This is a genomic window from Rhizobium sp. WSM1328, assembly GCF_057653715.1.
Genome location: NZ_JBYGKO010000003.1, coordinates 445,463 through 461,211 on the forward strand (window position 1 = coordinate 445,463; position 15,749 = coordinate 461,211).

Annotated in this window: 14 protein-coding genes and 1 pseudogene; 10 read left to right on the plus strand and 5 right to left on the minus strand. The window is 61.8% G+C overall.

The genetic code is table 11. The annotated features are described in order from the left end of the window. The first annotated feature begins 167 nt into the window (after positions 1–167). The gene (locus tag AC2444_RS29745) at positions 168–1,088 is read left to right on the plus strand and encodes an ArdC family protein (protein WP_128449498.1); all 921 of its coding nucleotides are present in this window, start codon (positions 168–170) and stop codon (positions 1,086–1,088) included. 63 nt (positions 1,089–1,151) lie between these two features. Here AC2444_RS29745 and AC2444_RS29750 read toward each other — a convergent pair whose 3' ends face one another. The 3 genes from AC2444_RS29750 to AC2444_RS29760 all read right to left on the minus strand — a co-directional run bounded on the left by AC2444_RS29750 (position 1,152) and on the right by AC2444_RS29760 (position 3,479). Beyond that, a complete protein-coding gene (locus AC2444_RS29750) occupies positions 1,152–1,397 on the minus strand; it encodes a WGR domain-containing protein (RefSeq protein WP_128449497.1) in 246 nt (81 codons plus the stop codon). Positions 1,398–1,488: 91 nt separating this feature from the next. Continuing rightward, positions 1,489–3,171, minus strand: coding sequence for a type IV secretory system conjugative DNA transfer family protein (locus tag AC2444_RS29755; RefSeq protein WP_128449496.1), 1,683 nt, complete (start codon positions 3,169–3,171; stop codon positions 1,489–1,491). Next, positions 3,168–3,479, minus strand: a complete 312-nt coding sequence (locus AC2444_RS29760; RefSeq protein ID WP_128449495.1) for a mobilization protein — start codon at positions 3,477–3,479, stop codon at positions 3,168–3,170. The genes AC2444_RS29755 and AC2444_RS29760 overlap by 4 nt, the downstream gene beginning before the upstream one ends. A gap of 286 nt (positions 3,480–3,765) precedes the next feature. On the opposite strand from AC2444_RS29760, the gene traA reads away from it, so the two are divergent. The 3 genes and pseudogenes from traA to AC2444_RS29775 form a co-directional block, all read left to right on the plus strand. After that, entirely contained in the window at positions 3,766–7,059 is a 3,294-nt protein-coding gene (gene traA, locus AC2444_RS29765) for a Ti-type conjugative transfer relaxase TraA (RefSeq protein WP_128449494.1), read from the plus strand. A 352-nt stretch (positions 7,060–7,411) separates the two neighbouring features. Next, positions 7,412–8,032, plus strand: coding sequence for a type IV toxin-antitoxin system AbiEi family antitoxin domain-containing protein (locus AC2444_RS29770; RefSeq protein WP_128449493.1), 621 nt, complete (start codon positions 7,412–7,414; stop codon positions 8,030–8,032). Then, positions 8,022–8,132, plus strand: a pseudogene (locus AC2444_RS29775) (nucleotidyl transferase AbiEii/AbiGii toxin family protein); the annotation flags it as partial. The gene AC2444_RS29770 and the pseudogene AC2444_RS29775, both read left to right, overlap by 11 nt. Here AC2444_RS29775 and AC2444_RS29780 read toward each other — a convergent pair. Together AC2444_RS29780 and AC2444_RS29785 are read right to left on the minus strand one after the other, a co-directional pair. Continuing rightward, on the minus strand, positions 8,123–8,245 hold the full coding sequence (locus AC2444_RS29780) for a hypothetical protein (protein WP_281019815.1): 123 nt from the start codon (positions 8,243–8,245) through the stop codon (positions 8,123–8,125). The pseudogene AC2444_RS29775 and the gene AC2444_RS29780 overlap by 10 nt on opposite strands. Continuing rightward, a complete protein-coding gene (locus AC2444_RS29785; protein ID WP_128449492.1) occupies positions 8,245–8,526 on the minus strand; it encodes a type II toxin-antitoxin system Phd/YefM family antitoxin in 282 nt (93 codons plus the stop codon). The genes AC2444_RS29780 and AC2444_RS29785 overlap by 1 nt, the downstream gene beginning before the upstream one ends. Positions 8,527–8,747: 221 nt before the next feature. On the opposite strand from AC2444_RS29785, the gene AC2444_RS29790 reads away from it, so the two are divergent. The 6 genes from AC2444_RS29790 to AC2444_RS29815 all read left to right on the plus strand — a co-directional run bounded on the left by AC2444_RS29790 (position 8,748) and on the right by AC2444_RS29815 (position 15,733). Then, entirely contained in the window at positions 8,748–9,740 is a 993-nt protein-coding gene (locus AC2444_RS29790) for an LLM class flavin-dependent oxidoreductase (protein ID WP_128449491.1), read from the plus strand. A gap of 22 nt (positions 9,741–9,762) precedes the next feature. After that, positions 9,763–11,112, plus strand: a complete 1,350-nt coding sequence (locus tag AC2444_RS29795) for an LLM class flavin-dependent oxidoreductase (protein WP_128449490.1) — start codon at positions 9,763–9,765, stop codon at positions 11,110–11,112. A 17-nt stretch (positions 11,113–11,129) separates the two neighbouring features. After that, entirely contained in the window at positions 11,130–12,329 is a 1,200-nt protein-coding gene (locus tag AC2444_RS29800; RefSeq protein ID WP_128449489.1) for a M20 aminoacylase family protein, read from the plus strand. Next, complete coding sequence (locus AC2444_RS29805) at positions 12,326–12,883, plus strand: GNAT family N-acetyltransferase (protein ID WP_128449488.1); 558 nt, start codon at positions 12,326–12,328, stop codon at positions 12,881–12,883. Before AC2444_RS29800 ends, AC2444_RS29805 begins: the two co-directional genes overlap by 4 nt. A gap of 37 nt (positions 12,884–12,920) precedes the next feature. Further along, positions 12,921–14,696: an amino acid ABC transporter permease/ATP-binding protein gene (locus AC2444_RS29810; protein WP_128449487.1), complete on the plus strand. Its 1,776-nt coding sequence runs from the start codon at positions 12,921–12,923 to the stop codon at positions 14,694–14,696. A 92-nt stretch (positions 14,697–14,788) separates the two neighbouring features. Continuing rightward, on the plus strand, positions 14,789–15,733 hold the full coding sequence (locus AC2444_RS29815; RefSeq protein ID WP_128449486.1) for an ABC transporter substrate-binding protein: 945 nt from the start codon (positions 14,789–14,791) through the stop codon (positions 15,731–15,733). Positions 15,734–15,749 lie beyond the last annotated feature (16 nt).

Below are 15,749 nucleotides of genomic sequence, written 5' to 3' on the forward strand. Positions count from 1 at the left end.
CGCGTCCTGCCCCGGCTTTGGGTCCTGCCAGGCTCGCGCCGCCGGCAACGGCTTTGCCGTCCTCCACTGCGTTTCGGCCCCGCGGGGTGCAGGCAGCGCTTGCAGCCCGGCTTTCGGACCGCCGTAGCAGGTCGCGATGGCCGCGACCTCGAAACGGAGGTTCCAACATGAGCAGGCAGCAATCCAATCAACGATCCGATATCTACAGCCGCATCACCAACACGATCATCGCCGATCTTAAACAGGGTGTGCGGCCATGGACCAAACCCTGGACGACGGGACATGCGGCAAGCGAGGTCAGCCGGCCACTGCGCCACAACGGCCAACCCTATTCCGGGATCAACGTCCTGCTGCTCTGGTCGCAAGCCTTCGCCCGCGGCTTTGCCTCATCGAGATGGATGACGTTCCGCCAGGCCATCGAACTCGGTGGCGCCGTTCGCAAGGGCGAAACCGGCACGACCGTGGTCTTTGCCAGTTCGTTCGTCCGCACCGAGACGACAGACACGGGCACCGAGATCGAACAGGATGTTCCGTTCCTCAAGGCCTACACGGTGTTCAATACCGATCAGATCGCCGGTCTTGATGGCCGCTTTGACGAGATCGCACCTCACCAGGATCCGATGAGCCGCATTGGCGATGCCGGTCGCTTCTTTGCCAATACCGGCGCGCTGATCCGCCACGGAGGATCGGCTGCCTATTATGCCGCTCAGCGTGATTACATCCAGATGCCATGCCTGGATGCCTTCAGGGACGATGCTTCCTATGTCGCCGTCCTCAGCCACGAGATGACGCACTGGACCGCCGCACCGCGACGGCTGGATCGCGATCTCAGCCGCTACGCGAAAGACCGGAGCGAACGCGCCCGCGAGGAGCTCATTGCCGAACTCGGCAGCGCGTTTCTCTGCGCCGATCTCGGCATCGTCCCAGAGCTTGAACCGCGCCCCGACCACGCCAGCTATCTCGATGGCTGGCTCAAGGTTCTCCACCACGACAAGCGCGCCATCTTCTCGGCGGCGGCACATGCGCAGCGCGCCGTCGACTATCTGCATTCCCTGCAGCCGGAGCGCGACGAAGAGGAGGCGGCGTAGGCCGTCTCTTCCTTCACTCAACAGTCTCTTCCTTCGCTCAGGCATGAGAGACGCGGATGCCGATCACTGCAGCGGAAGGTAGCCTCTCGACCGCTTCCTGCGCAAAAGGCTGAGCAGGAGATCGACGGCTTTTGCCTCGCTGTCGAAGACATGGATCTTCTGCTGCCCGCGACTGCCGATGCGTCCCCAGCTGCGCACCAGCGAGGTCTCGCCGAAGAGGTTCGGCTCGATCGACAGCGCATAAAAGCGGGCCATGTTCCTCGATGGATCGATGCGTTCGATGTAGAGACGATAGGGCTGAACTGTCATGCCGGCAGAATCGCAAACACCAGGCGGCGTCGTCCAACGACATTTGTGAATCGATCCGGCCCGATCGATTCACGTTGGTGATATCGCCTCGTCAGATCTGTGACGCAGTGAACAATCCGGAAAATTCCGGATCGGCATAATAGCGCAACTTTGTCGCAACGATCGGCCGCCGGCCGGCGATGAACAGCAGCTCAGTCTTGGCATGCATGTTGCGGACTTCGTCGGGCGTCAGCAGAGGGCGGGCGACATGCTGCTCGGCAAAGGAGAGGCCGGTCCTTTCCGAATCGAGCGCGCGTGCCGCCGTGTTGAAGACGACCGTCTCCTGGCCAAGCAAATCGGAGACCAGACGGGCGCTGTCGTGATCGTTGACGCCGAACACTTGCAGCACGCCGGCGTTGGATAAAAACGTACCGGCGCGCTGGCCATAGGTGGCGCGCAACTGATGAATGTCCTGGACGATCGGCCAGAGTTGCACACCGTAACCTGCCATCAGACCCATGGCCCGTTCGATCGGTGCCAGATGACCAAGGGCGGCGAACTCGTCGAGCAGATAGAGAACAGGTGGCGCAGATGGATGCGGCGAGGGTGGCGTTCGCGCCATCTCGGTCAGGCTCTGGGCCACCAGCAAACGCAGCCAACGCGAATAGGCCGCAAGCCTGTCTGGCGGCAAGACCAGGAACACGGTCGCCTTGTCTGCCTTGAGGTCACCGAACCGAAAATCCGACCGTGACAGCACCTCGGTCATGCGCGGACTGTCGAGAAAGTGCGTATGTCGCTGGGCTGCCGACAGCACACCGCTAGCTTCGCGATCCGACTTGCCAAGATGCCGATTGGCAGCCCGGGCAATCAGTCCGTTGATCGCACCAGTCCCCTGCATCTCATGAAGCAGATTCTGGAATGCCGCCGGCGCCATCGTCAGATCGCGCCGGAGCGCCGAGAGATTGCGCTGGTCGTTTGGCGCGCTGGCAACGATATGAAGAAGCAATCCAGCGATCAGCGCCTTGGCTTCCTCGTTCCAATGCGCATCACCTGACAAACCTGGTTCGTCGAACACCAGTGCGTCGGCTAGTGTCGTTGCATCATCGGCGACATCGACGCTGTCTGGATCAACGCCGCCCATCGGATTGAAGGCTGCCGAAGGCCCGCCGGTGATGCCGAACGGATCGAGGATATGAACCGGCCCGAACTTCTCTCGCGCATCACCGGCGATGATCGCGTTCTCGCCTTTCGGATCGATGCAGATGATCGAGCGGTCGGCGGTCAGAAGGTTCGGGATGATGGTGCCGACACCCTTGCCGCTGCGCGTCGGCGCCATGGTCAGAAGATGAGCAGGCCCGCTGTAGCGAAGAAGCCGTCCGGAGTTGTTCGCACGGCCGATCAGCAATCCGCCTTCTGCCTTTGTCAGAGGTGCAATCTCTCTGCGGCCGGCAAAGCGCGCCGTCCCATGCGTGTCGTCCGCCGCCGATCCAAAATGCGTGATCAGCGGTACCGACAACAGCCGAATGAGGAGCACGATGGCAAAGGCCATCACCACCCAATCGCCGATATGCCAGATGACGTCACCCCTGTGGCCGCCGAGCATCACGCGTCTGAGGTAGTCGATCCCGAAGTAGACGGTGAACACGACAAGCAAATAGCCAAATGCACCCATGACAAACGACTTGGCATATCGCAGCGGAAAGGTGATGAACGCGACGATCGCCCAGAGCGGATCACGGGCCGCCATGCGCATCATATTTGCCAAGGCAATCTTGATCTTGATGGCAAGGATCATGATGCCGCACTCCCGTTGCCGATATTGCCGAGCGACGGCTCATTTGCCTGCGGCTTCAGCAGATCGTCGAACAGATCCCGATCGCCATCGCGGGTGAGGAACTTTGGCAGTTCGGATCTGAGCCAGGCTGCCAGTCCTGCGCCGATCTGCACATCGCGATCATTCTCCAGCCGATGCAGCACAAGTGCGCCGATCAACACCTTGCGGCGCGTATCGATGGCACGCTCCTGCTTGCCGAGCCGGATCTGCAATGTCTTGCGCTGGGCCTCGAGCTGCGCCAGCCGCTCGCCGATGGTTTTGCGCGCCATGATGATTTCTCCCTTGTTCCTGTTCAGCCATTGGCCGCGGCGATGAACGGAGGGTCTCCGCTGGCTGCATGCCTGGATCGAAGTTGTCTCGAAGAGCGGCGCTTCGAAACCCGCAAATCTGCGCGTGGAAGCAACCGGGTGAACGGCTTACGAGGTCATTGGGAGATTGCCGCGTGCTCCCACCAGTGCCCGAAGGAGCCAAGCGACGACGGCACAAGGGCGCACTTACGAGTTGCGGGGCAACTCAAGGCGCGGGCCGGCAGCCCGCTAACAAAGGGGACAAGCGATGGCGATCTATCATCTCAGCATGAAGCCGATCGCCCGCAGCGGTGGCCGCAGCGCTGTCGCGTCCGCCGCCTATCGTGCGGCCGAGCGGCTGACGAACGAGCGTGATGGGCTGACCCATGATTTTAGCAACAGGAAAGGTGTCGAGCATGCCGAGATCGTCTTGCCGGTTCGCTCTTCTGCCTATTGGGCGATGAAGCGATCGGCCTTGTGGAATGCCGCCGAGCGTGCCGAGAAACGCAGTGACGCCCGGATTGCCCGGGAATTCGAAGTCGCCCTGCCACACGAATTGACGCCGGATCAACGACTGGCGCTGACGCGGGCCTTTGCCGAAGATCTCGCTAATCGTTATGGCGCCGCCGTCGACCTCGCGATCCATCGGCCAGGTGGGGCAAGCGATATCCGCAACAGCCACGCGCATCTGATGATGACGACGCGTGAGGTGAGGGAAACCGGTCTTGGCGACAAGACGCTGCTTGAGCGGGAAAACAGATGGCTTCTCGCCAATCACCTGCCGCCATCGCAGCTGCAGCTGAAGGATCTCAGACAGGCGTGGGAGCATCTTGCCAACACGCACCTTGAGAGGGCAGGCCTCGATATCCGTATCGACAACCGCTCGCATCTGGAAGCCGGGATCACGATCGAGCCGAGCGAACATGTCGGTGTGCATGCCACTGAGATCAATCGGCAGGGTGGGGCAGTCTCCCGCGTCCGCATCTCACCACAATCGGCCGATCGCAATGCGGAGACCATTCGCCGGCGGCCCGAAGAGATATTGAAGCTGATTACCAACGAGAAAAGCGTCTTCAACCGTTATGATATCGCCAGGGCTCTGCATCGCACTATCAACGACGATGCGCAGACCTTCCAGAATGCTTTTGCATCGGTCATGGCGTCGAAGGCTCTCGTCGAGTTGAGGCCCGACAGTTCAAGCCTTCGCGGTCGTGACGGCGAGGCACGTTATTCGACGGTCGAGATGGTGGCGATCGAGGGTGCGATGGCAACAGCCACTGTTGCGATGAAGGCGCGTCAAAACCACGGTGTGGCGAAGCGCAATGTCGATGCGGCCATCGCCGATCAGGACAGATCGATTCAGGCGGGAAATCCACCGGGGCAGGGGCTGTCGGCTGAACAGCGCCAGGCGATCGAGCATGTCACCGCCGGCTCTCAGATCGCCGTGGTGATCGGCTTTGCCGGTGCCGGCAAGAGCACGATGCTGGCAGCTGCCCGGCACGCCTGGGAAGCGCAAGGTTATCGCGTTCATGGCGCGGCATTGGCCGGCAAGGCCGCAGAGGGTCTGGAGCAATCGTCCGGCATATCGAGCCGCACCTTGGCGTCCTGGGAGTACTCCTGGCAGGCTGATCGCGGTCGGCTCAATGCTCGTGACGTCTTCGTTATCGACGAGGGTGGCATGGTCGGCAGTCGTCAGCTCGCCCGCTTCGTCGACGAGGTCAAACGGGCCGGCGCCAAGCTCGTCCTGGTCGGAGATCATGAACAGCTTCAGGCGATCGGCGCGGGCGCACCGTTTCGGGCGATCGCCGAAGCCGTCGGTCATGCGCAACTGTCGGAAGTGCGCCGTCAAAGAACCGATTGGCAAAAGCAGGCTTCGATCGACTTCGCATCTCACCGGACCGCAGCCGGACTGTCGGCCTACGAGGCACGGGGAAGCCTTCATCTGAAGACGGATCGCGCGGAAACCCTGAAGGCGATCATTGCCGATTATGTCGCTGACCGATCGGCCAATCCCAACGACACGCGCATTGCCATGGCCCATCGACGCGACGACGTCCGCGCCATCAATGCCGGCATTCGCGCTCGGTTGCAGGAGCGCGGTGAGCTGGCAACGGGCAGCAACCCGTCTGACGATAAAGGTGAGGAACTGAGTTACCAGACCAGCAATGGGAAGCGATCCTTTGCGCGCGGCGATCGCATCGTCTTCCTGGAGAATAATCGCGACCTCGGCGTCAAGAATGGCATGCTGGGCGAGGTGATCGCCGTCGCGCCGGACGCAATACAAGTTCGGCTTGACGGCAAGGCGCAGACGCCAGAGGACCAGCGCCAGGTGACCATCCCGGTGAACAGTTACCAGGCCTTTGATCACGGCTACGCCACGACGATCCACAAGACGCAAGGGGCTACCGTCGACCGGAGTTTTGTTCTGGCGTCGACGACGATGGACCGGCATCTGACCTACGTGGCGATGACCCGTCATCGCGAGGCGGTGCAGCTCTATGCCGGGCTCGATGCGTTCAAGACGCTGCGATCCCTGACAGAGACACTGAGCCGCTCAGGCGTCAAGGAGACGACACTCGACTATACCCATGACTTCGCCAATCGGCGCGGCATGGAGGATCGCCGGGGGCAGGGCGAGAGTGAGGTCGCATCTCACGAAATCAGCAAAGGGATACAGCCCATTCCGGACACGGCGGTTCCCAAGCCAATGCAAGAACTGCGGCCGCCTACACCGCTCGCGGCCCGCAGCATCGCCGATGGCGGCTCTTCGCACCAGGACCCCAATGTCGATGAACGTGACGATGAACGCCGCGTGCTCGTTGCGGCAGTGAAGACCTATGCGATGAGCGTCGAAGAGGTTGGGCGGTCAAAGGCGATGCCGGCATTCGAACGAGATTGGGCCGCGGCAAAGCAGCTCGCGCCGCAGGTGTTCAACGACGCGCCAGCGGCAATGGACGTGTTGCGCGGCCGCATCCTGGATGAGAATGCAGATCCGGTCGCGCTTGCCAGTCAACTCAGCACTTTGCCCGAGACGATCGGCGCGCTCGCCGGCAAGACCGGCCTGTTCGGAGACAACGCCGAACGCAAACAAGCGCTTTCGCGGATCGATGCGCTGGCTTCACATGTTCGCCAATCCGCCAACACCTGGCAGCGTCGCCTTGCGGCCGAATGCGGCTCGGAGCGCTGGAAGCGGGAAAAGCAGGACGGGGTCGAGGTTCTGGGGCCGAGCCGCCGGAGTGAGGCGCTGCTGCGCAATCTCGATGATCTCCCCTATAGCGACAAGGCAAAGTTCGTCGAGCAACTGGCCGGGACACCGGAGGGGCATCAAGCGCTTGCCGAGGCAAAGGACATCGTGACTGCGATCGAAACGCGCTTCGGTCGCGCCGATCCCTCAGATCTCGCGGATCAGCTGAAGCGAGTGGGACCGGATCGGGATGGTGACGTCGAGCGTATCCGCCAGGTTGCTCGCCTTGCCGATCGCAGTCATCGTGCGGAGCTCACCCAGCAGATGGAGTTGAAGCGGTCGCTTTCGCGCACGAAGAGTTTGGGATTGGGGATGTAGAGTTCCATCTCCGACCGGTGGTCTTTTTTGATTTCGGCCGGATCGTTCTGCGTGTCGATGATGCAGCGGATCGGCTCGGTCTTATTGATCTGCTTGCGTTTCACGCGCACATCTGGGCCAGCCTCGGCCTTCGCCGGCGGTGACGGTGACGAAATAGAAGCCGATTTCCGCGCCTCCGCGTCAAGCTCTGGCCCCAGCACCAGACCTTGCAGAATAAGCCTTTGCGTTAATGCTCGTCGCCTTCGCCTCTACAGCTCGCTGTAGGGGGTGTCGAAATGGGGGATTTCCGAGCAAGCGCTTTGTGATAAAACCTCTGCTATATATTCGATGAATAGAGGAATCGTCACAGGCGATGACATTCACTACCGCCCAGAGACTTCGAGCGCTCGACCTCCTGAAAGCGCGCGGGATGCTCCGGCTGAAGGATTTCGTTGCAGAAGGCATTGGACCGGAGACGCTCGCCCGTCTCGTTCGGGAGGAGGCAGTCGCCCGCCCGGCACGAGGCCTGTATCAACTCCCGGACACTCAGGCTGAGGCGGCCCATGCACTCGCTGAAGCGGCTGTTCTGGTTCCAAAGGGCGTGGTCTGCTTGACCTCGGCCCTCCAATACCACGAACTGACGCTGCAGATGCCCTCGGCTGTGTGGATGGCGATCGACCGCACTGCCTGGCGTCCCAAGATCGATTATCCGCCTATCAAGTTCGTACGCTTCAAGGGGTCCGCTCTCACCGAGGGCGTCGAACCGCATCGCATCGAGGGCGTCGAGGTGCCGATCACAAATCCGGCGCGTTCGATCGTCGATTGCTTCCGCTATCGGGCGAAAGTCGGCCTCGATGTTGCGATGGAGGGGCTGCGCGAGGGCCTCCGTCGGCGCAAGACCACAAGCGACGACCTCTGGACATATGCGAAAGAGGCGAGGATCTGGTCGATCATGCGACCCTATGTCGAAGCGACGGTGGCCGATGGCGCGTGAACTCAAGAAAAACGTAGGGGCATAGGTGCGCGCCCGGCTGCTGGATCGGTCTCGCGGAGAGCGTACGGACTTTCAGATCCTACTGACGCGCTACGCGCTCTCGATTTCCGTCAGGAAGTGCCCTGGCGTCTCGGCGCCGTCGCTGGCAATGAGGCGATAGCGATCCTCGACGTCGCGTTCCTCTTCCTCGGTGAAATGAACACGAGATGGCATCAGGGTTGGCTGTCAGCCAGACGATTTCGGATGCGCGCGAAGGATTCCGCAGCGGGGCGCAGTTTGCCCTCCTCGACCTGCCGGTTGGTCGGCGCCAGCACCTTCAGAAGCGCCAGCGTCTCCTGTGTTTCTTCGTAATGGCCGATATCCTGAAAGATGGCTTTCGCCTCTCCGTGAAGCGTAATGACGACCGGCTGCGGATTATCCTTCAGCTTTCGGATGACCTCCGGCGCATGCGCCTTGAGATAGCTGATCGGCTTGACCTGTTCTGACAGCTTCATTCACTTGCTCCCTTTCGACCAGAATCTAGATCATCAAGTGGTCGATTGAAACAAGCCTTGCGCTGCCGGTGAGACACGGTCCCGGCAGGGGATTTTCCATCTTAGGTGCGGCCGCTTTTTTTCACGCAACGCGTTCGAAAGAGAATGTCATTTCTTATAATGAAGTTTGTCTACTGATTTTATAGACTAAACTTTGCAACCAAGGATCGGATCGTGGCGTCATGACCTATCTCCTCAGCCTTCTCGACAAAAGCCCGATCGAACAGGGTCTCACCGCGGCGGACGCGCTTCGGGCGACGGTCAAGATTGCCGCTCGGGCCGAGGAACTCGGTTATCACCGTTTCTGGGTCGCCGAGCATCACAACATGTCCAATCTGGCGAGCTCGGCGCCGGAGGCGCTGATCGCCTATCTCCTTGCCAGGACATCGAGGATCCGCATCGGCTCCGGCGGCGTCATGCTGCAGCACTACAGCGCGTATAAGGTTGCCGAGACCTTTAATCTTCTGGCATCGCTTGCGCCCGGCCGCGTCGATCTCGGTGTCGGCAAGGCGCCGGGAGGCTTTCCGCTCTCGACGCGCGCCCTGCAGCTTGCCGTCGATTCGGCCAGGAAGCCGGACTTCGCGAGCCAACTCTCCGATCTCAACACATATCTCGCTGCCGACCCGAATTACGACGGGGCGCAGGCAACGCCTTTCCCGCCGACTGCTCCCGAACGTTTCCTCCTCGGCGCCAGCGTCGAAAGCGCCGAGCTCGCTGCCGAGAAGGGTTGGGAACTCGTTTTCGCCGGTCACCTGAACGGCGATCCTGACAATTTGCGCAGAACCTTCGAGGCCTATGAGCGGGCATCCGGCGGCAAGCGCCCGATCCTGGCGCTCGCAGCCTTCGCCGCCGAAAGCGAGGACTATGCCCGCGAGCGCGTCGGCAAGCTGCGCATCGTCAAGGTGTTCCTGCCAAACGGCCAGACCGTTAATGTCGGCAGCGAGGAGCAGGCGGCCGAATTTGCCCGCCAGGCCGGCGTCACCGATTACCGCATCGAGGAAAAGGTGCCGAGCGTGCTGCATGGCACGGCGGAGCAGATCCGCAAGGAGCTGGACGAACTTCACCGCCGCTACGGGGTCAAGGAGTTCGTGCTCGACACGCCGGCGCTTTCGGCCGCCGAGCGCCTGGCCTCCATCGAGCTGCTCGCCAAAGAGCGGCTTTCCCTCGCCGCCTGACCGTTTCCAAAGGATTGATCCCATGGCTCAAAGACACGTCACGTTCGGCATCATGCTGCAGGGTCCCGGCGGTCACATGAATGCCTGGAAGCATCCAAGCGGACCGGCCGATGCCAGCGTCAATTTCGAGTTCTTCGTCAAGACGGCGCGCAAGGCGGAGGCGGCCGGCATCGCTTTCGCCTTCGTTGCCGACGGGCTCTACATCAACGAACAGTCCATTCCGCATTTCCTCAACCGCTTCGAGCCGATCGCCATTCTCTCGGCGCTCGCCGCGTCGACCTCGAAAATCGGCCTCGTCGGCACGGTCTCGACCTCCTACAGCGATCCCTTCACCATCGCCCGCCAGTTCGCCTCGATCGATCTCATCAGCGGCGGCCGGGCAGGGTGGAATGCGGTGACCTCGCCGCTCGAGGGTTCCGGGCGCAATTACAGCCGCGAACATCCCGAGCACGAACTGCGCTACGAGATCGCCGAGGATTATATTGATGCAATCAAGGGCCTGTGGGATTCCTGGGACGACGACGCCTTCGTCCGCAACCGCGAGACCGGCGTCTTTGTCGACAAGACGAAGATGCATCGCCTCAACCACAAGGGCCGCTTCTTCCGCGTCGAGGGGCCGCTCAACATCGGCCGCTCCAAGCAGGGCCAGCCGGTCGTGTTCCAGGCTGGCGCCTCGGATTCCGGCATCAGGCTCGCCGGCAAACATGCCGACGCTGTCTTCACCAATGGCGGGCCGTTCGAGGAGGCGCAGGCCTTCTACCGACAGCTCAAGGACAGCGTGATTGCGCATGGCCGCAGTGCCGCGGAAGTCGGTATCTATCCGGGTATCGGACCGATCGTCGGTGCGACGCGGGAAGAGGCGGACGCCAAGTATCAGGCGATCCGCAACCTTGTCACGACAGAGGAGGCGCTGCTCTATCTCGGTCGCTTCTTCGATCATCATGATTTCAGCGTCTATCCGCTCGACGCGCCGTTCCCCGAGCTCGGCGATATCGGCAGGAACAATTTCCGCGCCACCACCGACCGCATCAAGAAGACGGCGCGGGAGAAGGACCTGACGCTCCGCCAGGTCGCGCTTGATTCCGCAACGCCGCGCACCGCCTTCATCGGCACGGCGGAACACATCGCCGACGAGATCATCCGTTGGGTGGATCATGGCGCCGCCGATGGCTTCATCCTCGGTTTCCCTGTCATCGCCGAGGGCTTCGACGACTTCTCCAAATATGTTCTGCCGATCCTCACGGAGCGCGGCTACTTCGATCCGGTTCTCAAGGGCGAGACGCTGCGCGACCATCTCGGCCTTCCCTTCCGCGAAAGCCGTTATACGGCGGGCGCGGACCAGGTCGAGCGCGGAAAGGCTGTCGGCGCTTGAGGCGCCGACGAACCGTCATGAACATCATCGCTCAGAACCCGCGCAGCAATGATCCGGTCGACAAGGGTATCGCCGCCTATCTCGACGAGATCATCGCGCTTCGCCACGACCTGCACCAATATCCGGAGCTTGCGTTCCAGGAGCTCAGGACCAGCAAGCTTGTGGCATCCCGCCTTTCCTCCTGGGGCTATGAGGTGGCGACGGGCATTGCCGGAACCGGCATCGTCGCCACCCTCAGGCGCGGCGACGGCAAAAAGCGGATCGGCATCCGCGCCGACATGGACGCGCTGCCGATCGAGGAGGCGACCGGTCTTGCCTATGCCAGCAGCAATCCTGGTGTCATGCATGCCTGCGGCCATGACGGACATACGTCGATCCTGCTCGCCGCCGCCCGTTATCTCGCCGAAAGCGGCAATTTCAGCGGCACGCTGCAGCTGATCTTCCAGCCCGCCGAGGAAATCGGCGCTGGCGCCCGCAAGATGATCTCGGAAGGCCTGTTCGAACGTTTTCCTGTCGACGCGGTCTTCGGGCTCCACAACTGGCCGGGTGTTCCCGCGGGTCAATTCGGCTTCGTTAGCGGCCCCGCCATGGCTTCGGTCGATCAGGCGGTAATCAAGATCATCGGCAAGGGCGGCCACGGCGCCGAGCCGCACCGCGCCGTCGATCCGGTGCTTGCCTCGGCCTCCTTCATCACCGCCTTGCAGAGCGTCGTTTCCCGCAATGTCGACCCGCAGGACATGGCGGTCGCCACCGTCGGCTCGATCCATGCCGGGTCCGCCTCGAACGTCATCCCTGAGAGCGTCGAGATGAAGCTCACCATGCGGGCCTTCAGCGAGACGGTCCGCCAGCTGTTGCGAGAGCGCATTCCCGCCCTTGCCCGGGCCCAGGCCGAAAGCTTCGGCGCCGAGGCGGATGTGAATTACCGCCTCGGCTTTCCGGCACTGGTCAATCACGCTGGGGAAACGGAGTTTGCCAGGCGCGTCGCCTTTGACGCACTCGGCCCGGCGGCAATCGAGAAGGATTTCCGGCCGAGAACCGCGAGCGAGGATTTTGCCTTCATGCTGCAGGCAAATCCCGGCAGCTACCTCTTCGTCGGGAATGGCGACAGCGCTCCTCTCCACAATGCCCACTACAATTTCAACGACGCGATCATTGCGCCCGCCGCCCGCTACTGGGTCCGGCTCGCCGAAACCTTCCTCACTGATGACAACGGGTGATGAACGATATGAGCGATACGTTTCTCTATACCAGCCCTCTCGACCCGCGCGCCAAGCCGCTGATCGATGAATTGATCCACGAATATGACAGCCGCTACGGCAATTATTTCAATGCCGAAGGGGCCGCAGCCGAGCTGAACCGCTATCCTCCCGAAGCCTTTGCGCCGCCTGACGGCAATTTTCTCCTGTTGATCCGTGGTGGCGAAACCATCGGCGGCGGCGCTTTCAAGAACTATGACGAACGCACGGCCGAGTTCAAACGCATCTGGACGCGCTCCGATCTGCGCCGTCAGGGCCTTGCCCGCCAGGTGCTGGTGGAATTGGAGGCCCAGGCCGCCCGCCAAGGTTATTCCCGCATCTACCTGACGACCGGCTTTCGCCAGCCCGAAGCCGTCGGCCTCTATCTGAACTACGGCTACACCGCTCTCTTCGACACCTCCGTTGATCCCGAGATCTACAAGAGCCTGCCCTTCGAGAAGGACATCACCCATCTCGCTGAGCCTGCTCACGAAGATGCCGAACCGCGCCTGCGGGTGGCCGGCGCAAATTTCTGAAAACGGCAAAGACCGACAATCATAAAAGGGAAGCACAATGGCGCTGACAACGGATTTCGCCGGCATCGACCCCGGCAGCAGGACGGCAGGATCGAAGGATTATTCCCGTTACCGCATCGTGCCGGCGCGTCATCCGGGCCGCCTGGCAGGCACGATCTTTGCCGCCGTCGTCATCATCGCCGTGCTCTATTCCATCTTCACCAATCCGCGCTGGGGCTGGGGCGTCTTTGCTGAATGGTTCTTTGCCGAACCAGTGCTCGTCGGTCTCGGCAGGACGCTGCTTTTGACCGTGCTTGCCGCCATATCCGGATCCATCCTCGGAACCGCTCTGGCGCTCGCCCGCGTTTCGAAGTCGCCGCTGCTCTCCGGTCTTTCCTGGGGCTATATCTGGCTGCTGCGCTCGATCCCGGTCATCGTGCTGCTGCTGATCTTGAACAATCTCGGCTACCTCTACGAGACGATCAAGATCGGCATTCCGTTCACCGATACCGTTTTCCTCGACTATCCCACAGTGCAATTGCTGACGCCCTTTGCCGCCGCCTTCCTCGGCCTGACGCTCAACCAGTCGGCCTTCTTCGCCGAGATCGTGCGCGGCGGTATTCTCTCGGTGGATCACGGACAGCTGGAGGCCGCCGCCGCACTCGGTCTGCCGCGCCGCCGCCAGGCCTTCCGCATCGTGCTGCCGCAGGCCATGCGCTCGATCCTGCCGACCGGCTTCAACGAACTCATCGGACTGGCGAAGAGCACCTCGATGGTCTACGTGCTGGCGCTGCCGGAGCTCTTCTATACGGTCCAGGTGATCTACCGCCGCAATCTCGAAGTCATTCCGCTGCTGATGGTCGCGACCGTCTGGTACCTGATCATCATGACGGTGCTGTCGATCGCTCAGCGCTATATCGAACGCTATTTTTCCAAAGGCGCCGTGCGCAATCCGACGCCGTTGCCCTTCCAGGCATTTCTCGAGCGTTTCCGCCGTCCGCTGCCTGTCCTCGAGACGGCGACCGACACCGTGCGCAAGATCGGTTTCCAGGATGCGGCGACGCTGCGGGCCGCTGGCGGCGCGGTGCGCATTCACGGCATTTCCAAAAGCTTCGGTTCGCTGAAAGTGCTTGATGACGTCGAGCTAAGCCTTCCCGCCGGCAGCGTGACCGCCATCCTCGGTCCATCCGGCTCGGGCAAGTCGACGCTTCTGCGCGCAATCAACCATCTGGAGCGTGTCGATGAGGGTTTCATCTCGGTCGACGGCGATTTCGTCGGTTACAACAGGAAGGGCGACACGCTCTATGAGCTCAAGGAGAAGGATATCCTCAAACGCCGCGCCGATATCGGCATGGTCTTCCAGAGCTTCAATCTCTTCCCGCATCTGACCGTGCTCGAAAACCTCATCGAGGCACCGATCCAGGTTCGCGGTGTCGGCCGCGAGGACGCCGTGCAGCTGGCGCAGGAGCTGCTGGCACGCATTGGCCTCAGCGACAAGATCAACGCCTATCCGCGCCAGCTCTCCGGCGGCCAGCAGCAGCGTGTGGCGATCGCCCGCGCACTGGCGCTCCGCCCGAAGGTGCTGCTCTTCGACGAGCCGACATCGGCGCTCGATCCGGAGCTCGTCGGCGAAGTGCTCGACGTCATCAAGGAGCTTGCCCGCACCGGCACGACGCTCGTCATCGTCACCCACGAGGTGGGCTTTGCCCGCGAAGTTGCCGATACGGTCGTCTTCATGGACAGCGGCCGCGTCCTGGAGGCCGGGCCGCCGGCCCGCATCTTCGCACAAGCGGAACATCCCCGCACCCGGGAATTCCTCGCCAAGGTTCTCTAGCGCGAAACAGCGCTGGCGAAACGCCGGGCCGCGACGGGCTGCTCCGGCCGAATAACAATAACCGCAACCTAAAGATGAAACGGAGAAGGGGCATGACATTTACAGATAGGGCAAGGCTTCTGATAGCGGGAGCCGTCACCATGGCCGCAATCGGTTTCGGTTCCGCGCAGGCGCAGCAGAAGTTCGATCTCAGCCCCGAGCAGCCGAACCGGCTGCGGGTTGAAAAGAACGAGAAACGCATTGCCGAAATCAAGGACTTCAAGTTCGTCGAAAACGGCGTCTTCACCGTCGGCATCAGCTCGAGCGGCAATCTGCCGCTGCATGATTATGCCTCCGATTCCAAAACCGTCATCGGTTATGACGTCGATCTGGCGCAGGCCATTGCCGACAGCCTGGGCCTGAAGCTCGAGTTGGTTTCGGTCGCCTGGGCCGATTGGCCGCTGGGGCTGACCTCCGGAAAGTTCGACGCGGTGATCTCCAACGTGACGGTCACGGAAGAACGCAAGGAGAAGTTCGATTTCTCGACCTACCGCAAGGATGAGCTTGGCTTCTACGTCAAGGCCGATAGCCCGATCGCGGCGATCAAGCAGCCGAAGGATATTACCGGCCTGAAGGTCATCACCGATGCCGGCACCAACCAGGAGAAGATCCTGCTGGAATGGGATCGCGAGAACGTCGCCGCCGGCCTGAAGCCCATCGAGGTGCAATATTATGACGACGACGCGGTCAAGGATCTCGCCGTTCAGTCCGGCAGAGCCGACACCGTCTTCAGCGTGAACGCGACGCAGGCCTATTCGGCAGGGATAAACGGCAAGACCAAGCTCGTCGGCACCGTCAGCGGCGGTTGGCCGATCACGGCCGAAATTGCCGTCACCACGCGCAAGGGCAGCGGCCTGGCTGCTCCCTTGACCGATGTCGTCAACGACCTGATCGCCAGTGGCGCCTATCGGAAGATTCTCGATACGTGGAATCTCGGTCCTGAGGCGATCGACAAGGCCCAGACCAACCCGCCCGGCTTGCCGAAGAGCGGCTCCTGATCAGTTCCTATAGGGC